Below are 6,118 nucleotides of genomic sequence, written 5' to 3'. Positions count from 1 at the left end.
GCTTTTTGGGCGTCTCGCGGGGTCTGTTGCGGCGGCCGCGCCCCAAACGGGGGGGGGGGGGGGGGGGTTGGGGGGGGGGGGGGGGGGGCGGCCCCCCCCCCCCCCCCCCCCCCCCCCCCCCGCGACGATCACGACGCGCGGCCCGCGAACTCGCCGGTAAGCGTGTTCACCGTGACCTTCTCGCCGGTGGTGATGTATTCCGGCACCTGCACCTCGATGCCGGTCTGCAGGGTGGCCGGCTTGGTGCGCTTGGTGGCGCTGGCTCCCTTCAGTTCCGGCGCGGTATCGGTGACGACAAGGACCACCGAGGTGGGCACCTGGAGGCCGACCGGCGCATCGTCGATCACCTGCACGAAATATCCTTCCAGGTCCTCCACGACGTAGCCGGCGTTGTCGCCGACCACCTCGGGACCGAGGACGTACTGCGTATAGTCCTCGTCGTCCATGAAGACGAACGCGTCGCCGTCCATGTACGAGAACTTCGCCTGGCGGCGACTGAGTTCGACTTCCTTCAACTCGTCGTCGGCGCGCAGGCTGAGGTCGTACTTGCGATTGCCGGGAATGGAGTAAAGGGTGAAGCGGAAGGTGACGTTGCCGCCGCGCGCGGTGGGCGCGCTGCGTTCGATGTCACGGACCTGGTACACGGTGCCATCGTTCTCGACGACGTTACCCTTCTTTACTTCGGATGCTTTCATGGGGTTCGACTTGGAGTGGATTATTTCGGGGCGAGACGCACGGCGCCGTCGAGGCGGATCGTCTCGCCGTTGAGGTAACGGCTGGTGAGGATGAAGGCCACGGTGTCGGCGAACTCTTCCGGCCTGCCCAGGCGCGACGGGAACGGAATCGACGCGGACAGGGATTCCTGCACCTGCGGCGGCATGCCGTCGACCATCGGTGTCCAGAAGATGCCGGGTGCGATCGTGTTGACGCGGATGCCGAAGCGCGACAGTTCGCGCGCCATCGGCAGGGTCATGCCCACCACGCCGCCCTTGGAGGCGGAATAGGCGGCCTGCCCGATCTGTCCCTCGTAGGCGGCGACCGAGGCCGTGTTGACGATCACGCCGCGCTCGCCGTCTTCGCCGGCCGCATTCGCCTGCATGAGTTGCGCGGCGGCCTTGGCGACGTTGAAACTGCCCACGAGGTTGACCATCACGGTGCCGGTGAACGTGGACAAGGGCATGGGGCCTTCCTTGCCGAGTACGCGTCCGGCTCCCAGGATGCCCGCGCAGTTCACGACCACGTTCAGGCCTCCCATCGCTTCGCGCGCCGCGCCGACGTTGGTCGCCACGTTCTCCTCGGAGGTGACGTCGGTGCGCTGGAACGTGGCGAGAGGGCCCAGGGCGGAGGCCGCGGCCTGGCCCTTTTCCTCGTTGACGTCGAAGAGCGCCACCTTCGCGCCGGCGGCGACGAGACGTTGGGCGACGGCGTGCCCCAGACCGGATGCGCCGCCGGTGATGACGGCCCTGACCTGTTCGAGCTGCATGAAGACTCCGCTGGTGCGACTGACAAAGAGGCACATCTTAGCCGAGGGTGCCGCCGATGGCTTTGTGCATCGGCACACGAACGTGCGACGTGGTCAGGACGCGGCAAGGAACGCATGCAGTGCGTTCGATTCCACCAGCCCGGCGAAGGGAACCACCGCGGGTGGGGGCGTGGCCGGTTCGGCCAGGAACAGGCTCCATACGCCCACGTCCCACCACCGGCCGAGCTTGTAGCCGGCTTTCGGCCAGACGCCGGCCGGCGCGAAGCCCATGGATTCGTGCATCGTCACGCTGGGATCGCCGGGAAGCGTGATCACGCCGACGGCCTGGTTGATGCCCTGCAGGCGCATGGTCCCGAGCAACGCGCCGTAGAGACGGCGGGCGATGCCACGGCGGCGGGCTTTCTCGTGCACGTAGATGGACGTCTCGGCGATCCAGTCGTAGGCGGCGCGTTCGCGGAAGCGGCCTGCGTAGGCATAGGCGATCACGTCGCCTTGTTCTTCCCAGACCAGCCAGGGATGATTCGCCAGCTTGCCGCGGATGCGCCCACGCATGGCTTCTTCCCCGGGAAGCTCGGTCTCGAACGTGATGGCGCTGCTCTCCACGACGGGAGCGTAGATGGCATGGCAGGCGGCGGCGTCCGCCTCGACGGCGATACGGATCACAGGGGCTTCTCCATGAAGATGCTGGAGGGTTGGGCGCCATGCTCTCCGAACGGGCGGCAGCGGCGGTAGCCCGAGCGCTCGTACAGTTCGATGGATTCGGTCTGCGCGGTGCCGGTCTCGAGTTTCACGATCTTTCCGCCGTTGGCGCGTATCTGTTGCTCGAGCGCCTCGAGCATCTGCTTGCCGAGTCCCATGCCACGGCAGGCGGGAAGCACGTACATGTATTTCAGTTCGACGTAGTCACCGTGGTCCACTCCCGCACCGCACGCCAGTGGAATGCCGTCGACACGCGCCGTCATGAAGGTGGTATGCGGCTGCCGCAGGCTTTCCACGCTTGCCGACGGTGGCGGAAGGTGCCGGTCGAGATCCGAGAGGTAGCCGTGCAACTGCTCGATCAGCGGAAGCACATCGTCGCGGCCGGGATCGTCGATGGCGAAAACCAGCGATGGCGGTGTCGGCGCGACGATGAGGTCGCCGTCGTTGAGGTTGCGCAGGAAAAAGCGGTCGCAGCTGAAGTGGCCGGTGCCGCCCATGGGCGCGTCGATGCGGGTGAACCCGTGGCGAAGGTAAAGCGTCTGCGCGGCGTCCATGCCGGTGAGGGTCTCCAGGTAGCAGCGTGAGAAGCCGGCGCGTCGCGCGGCATCCAGGCAGCGCCGGATCAGCTGCGACGCGGCACCCGTGCCTCGGGCCTCGCGCAGGAAATACATCTTGCGCAGCTCGCAGGTCTCGGCGTCGCCGCCCTCCAAGGGGGCGATACCGCCACCGCCGATCGCGTGCCCGTCCTTTTCGACCACGAAATAAGCGGTGCGCGGCAGCGAATAAGCCTGGGACATCCTGTCCACCTCGGCATCGTGGATGGCGAAACCGGGCCCGTCCGCGCCGAATTCCGGCATGACGGTGCGAATGACGGCGGCGATGTCGGCATCGTCGCGAGGCTCGATCGGGCGGATGAGATAGTCGGCAGGCATACATGGATGCTGCCATGAAACCCGCTCACGTGGGAGCCGCTCAGGCCGTCCGGGCCCGGGTGACGCGGCTCGCGGTTTCCTTGCCCAGCCGCCCGGCCAGCCAGGCCCCGGTTTCGATCAGTTTGTCGAGGTCGATGCCCGTCGTCATGCCCATGCCATGCAGCATGTAGACCACGTCTTCACTGGCGACATTTCCGGTGGCGCCCTTTGCATAGGGGCAACCACCCGTGCCGGACACGGCGCTGTCCACCACGCGAACGCCTTCGTCGAGGCAGGTGAGGATGTTCGCGAGCGCCTGGCCGTAGGTATCGTGGAAATGGACGGCCAGGGCGCTCATGGGCACCTCGCTGGCGACGGCGCGCAACATGTCGCGCGCCTTCACCGGCGTGCCCACGCCGATCGTGTCGCCGAGGGATATCTCGTGGCAGCCCAGGTCGTGCAGGCGGCGCGCGACGCGGACCACGTCGGCCACCGGGACCTCGCCCTGGTATGGGCAACCGAGCACCGTCGACACGTAACCGCGCACGGCGACGCCGTCCGCGCGGGCGCGTTCGAGCACGGGCATGAAGCGGTCGATGGACTCGTCGATCGACGCGTTGATGTTGGCGCGGTTGAACGCCTCGGAAGCCGCGGTGAACACGGCCACTTCGCCGGCGCCGGCTTCGCGCGCCCGTTCGTAGCCTTGCAGGTTCGGCACGAGCACCGGATAGACCACGCCGGGCGCCTTGCGGATGCCACGAAATACCTCGGCGGCGTCCGCAAGCTGGGGTACCCACTTCGGACTGACGAAGCTGGTGGCCTCGATGGTGGCAAGGCCCGTGGCGGAGAGGCGGTCGATCAGTTCGATCTTCACCGCCGCGGGCAAGAGAGCCTTTTCGTTCTGCAAGCCGTCGCGAGGGCCGACTTCGACGATGCGGACGTGATTCGATGCGTTCATGCGGGTTTCCATCAGGCCGTTTCCGTGAAGCGGACGAGGATCGCATCGGCGTCCACGAAGTCGCCTTGCGCGGCGGATACGGACTCGATCGTACCGGCACGGGGCGCCTTCAAGGCCAACTCCATCTTCATCGCTTCCATCACCAGCAATTCCTGGCCTTCCTCGACCACATCTCCGGCCGTGGCGCGGACCAGCACGATGCGTCCCGGCATCGGGGCGACGAGGTGGCGGGCGCCTGGGGAAGCCTCGCCGGCCCACGCATAGGCGGGAGCGCGTTCGAAGGTCCAACGTCGGCCCTCGTCGTCGTGCAAGCGGATGCGCGTGCCTTCCATCGACAGGGGGACACGCCGTGCCCGGCCGTCGAACCGGGCGGACAAGATGCCGTCGCCCAGGCGCGCACCCGCCACGGTGCACGAATGGTCCCCCTGGTGGAGGACGTAGTGGCCGTCGTGTCCGTGCGCGTCGATTTCGTGGCGGCATTCGCCTTCCATCAGGGCGACCACGCGCTTTCCAGGATGGCCCAGGCGCCATGCATCGGCGCTGGCCCACGGCGAATGAGGGTCGCCCGCGGCCACGGCCGGCGCGGACTCGTCGGCGAGCAGGACGGCCGTGGCGGCGGCGAAACACTCGAGGTCGCCCGCCCGCGTGGTGCCCATCAGGAACTCGTCGAGATGGCGGTCGAGGTAGCCGGTGTCGATGCGGCCTTCCACCACCGCGGGGTGGCGGGCAAGGCGCTCGAGGAAGGCCACGTTCGACTTCGGTCCGGCGATGTCGGTCTGGGCGAGTGCCTCGCGCAGGCGTTCGAGCGCCTTTGCGCGGTCGCGATCGTGGACGATGAGCTTGGCGATCATCGGGTCGTAGAAAATCGTTACCGTGTCGCCGGCGACCACGCCGGCATCCAGGCGCACATGCCTCGATGGCGAGGGCAATGCCAGCGCCGCAAGGCGTCCGGAGCCCGGCAGGAAGTTCGCTTCGGGGTCTTCGGCGTACAGGCGCACCTCGATCGCGTGGCCGCTGGCCCGGACATCCTCCTGGCGAAGTGGCAGGGGCTCGCCGTGTGCCACGCGCAGCTGCCATTCGACCAGGTCGAGACCGAGGGTTTCCTCGGTGACCGGATGCTCCACCTGCAGGCGAGTGTTCATCTCCATGAAGAAGAATTCGCCATCCTGGCCGACGATGAATTCGACGGTGCCCGCGCCCACGTAGTCCACCGCCCGCGCGGCCGCGACAGCCGCCGCTCCCATCCGCGCACGGCGCTCCTCGTCGAGGAAGGGAGAAGGCGTCTCTTCGAGCACCTTCTGGTAGCGGCGTTGCGCGGAGCACTCGCGTTCGTTGAGGTGGATGATGTTGCCGTGACTGTCGCCAAACACCTGGAACTCGATATGTCGCGGATGCCCGACATATCGTTCGAGGATCACTCGCGTGTCGCCGAAGGCATTCGCCGCTTCGCGCTGAGCCGAGGCAAGCGCATCGGCAAAGCCGGCCGCGTCGCGCACGATACGCATGCCCTTGCCGCCGCCGCCCGCGGCGGCCTTGATCATGAGCGGAAACCCGGTCCTGGTGGCTTCGGCGGCAAGGTGCGCCGGCTCCTGGTCTTCCCCGTGGTAGCCGGGCACCAGCGGCACGGCGTGTTTCTCCATCAGCGCCTTCGCGGCGGCCTTGGAGCCCATCGCATCGATGCTTTCGGGGCGGGGTCCGATGAAGACGATGCCGGCGGCGGCGCAGGCCCTGGCGAAATCCGTGTTCTCGGAAAGGAAGCCGTAACCGGGATGGATGGCCTGGGCACCGCTACGCCGCGCCACGTCCAGGATGGCCTCGCCGCGCAGGTAGGACTCCGCCGGCCGGGGGCCGCCGATCGGCCAGGCCTCGTCCGCCAGGCGCACGTGCTGGGCGTCGGCGTCGGCCGTGGAATAGACGGCGACGGTGCGGATGCCCAGGCGGCGGCAGGTCCGGATCACGCGGCAGGCGATCTCGCCACGATTGGCGATCAGAATGCAGTCGAACATGCGGCTCCCGTCGGGGTTTCGGAGGGGGATGGGAAAAGCGGGAAAGCTAGCAGATCGCGGC

6 protein-coding genes and 1 pseudogene are annotated in these 6,118 nt (G+C 67.7%); all 7 read right to left on the bottom strand.

Translation table 11 applies throughout. The features are described 5' to 3' along the window. Window positions 1–128: 128 nt before the first annotated feature. Window positions 129–695, bottom strand: coding sequence for an elongation factor P-like protein EfpL (efpL, locus tag J2T07_RS05445; protein WP_306847907.1), 567 nt, complete (start codon window positions 693–695; stop codon window positions 129–131). A gap of 20 nt (window positions 696–715) precedes the next feature. Next, window positions 716–1,483, bottom strand: a complete 768-nt coding sequence (locus J2T07_RS05440; protein WP_306847906.1) for an SDR family NAD(P)-dependent oxidoreductase — start codon at window positions 1,481–1,483, stop codon at window positions 716–718. 93 nt (window positions 1,484–1,576) lie between these two features. Further along, window positions 1,577–2,146, bottom strand: coding sequence for a GNAT family N-acetyltransferase (locus tag J2T07_RS05435; protein ID WP_306847905.1), 570 nt, complete (start codon window positions 2,144–2,146; stop codon window positions 1,577–1,579). Beyond that, window positions 2,143–2,478 (bottom strand): GNAT family N-acetyltransferase, encoded by a 336-nt coding sequence (locus J2T07_RS05430; protein ID WP_306847977.1) that lies wholly within the window; start codon window positions 2,476–2,478, stop codon window positions 2,143–2,145. Before J2T07_RS05430 ends, J2T07_RS05435 begins: the two co-directional genes overlap by 4 nt. A 150-nt stretch (window positions 2,479–2,628) precedes the next feature. Next, window positions 2,629–3,114, bottom strand: a pseudogene (locus tag J2T07_RS05425) (GNAT family N-acetyltransferase); the annotation flags it as partial. A gap of 40 nt (window positions 3,115–3,154) precedes the next feature. Next, window positions 3,155–4,051: a hydroxymethylglutaryl-CoA lyase gene (locus J2T07_RS05420; RefSeq protein ID WP_306847904.1), complete on the bottom strand. Its 897-nt coding sequence runs from the start codon at window positions 4,049–4,051 to the stop codon at window positions 3,155–3,157. Between the two features lie 11 nt (window positions 4,052–4,062). Further along, window positions 4,063–6,057 carry an acetyl/propionyl/methylcrotonyl-CoA carboxylase subunit alpha gene (locus J2T07_RS05415; protein ID WP_306847903.1) on the bottom strand — a complete coding sequence of 665 codons (1,995 nt, stop codon included), beginning with the start codon at window positions 6,055–6,057 and terminating at the stop codon, window positions 4,063–4,065. Window positions 6,058–6,118: the final 61 nt, after the last annotated feature.

Origin of the sequence: Luteibacter jiangsuensis (assembly GCF_030812295.1) — a bacterium.
Taxonomy (GTDB): Bacteria; Pseudomonadota; Gammaproteobacteria; order Xanthomonadales; family Rhodanobacteraceae; genus Luteibacter; species Luteibacter jiangsuensis_A.
This window is presented reverse-complemented; position numbering and strand designations above follow the sequence as displayed.

What these genes read in the sequence shown, in the direction of transcription:
- J2T07_RS05415 (WP_306847903.1), bottom strand. Translation starts at nt 6,057, where the DNA reads ATGTTCGACTGCATTCTGATCGCCAATCGTGGCGAGATCGCCTGCCGC.
- J2T07_RS05420 (WP_306847904.1), bottom strand. Translation starts at nt 4,051, where the DNA reads ATGAACGCATCGAATCACGTCCGCATCGTCGAAGTCGGCCCTCGCGAC.
- efpL (WP_306847907.1), bottom strand. Translation starts at nt 695, where the DNA reads ATGAAAGCATCCGAAGTAAAGAAGGGTAACGTCGTCGAGAACGATGGC.
- J2T07_RS05440 (WP_306847906.1), bottom strand. Translation starts at nt 1,483, where the DNA reads ATGCAGCTCGAACAGGTCAGGGCCGTCATCACCGGCGGCGCATCCGGT.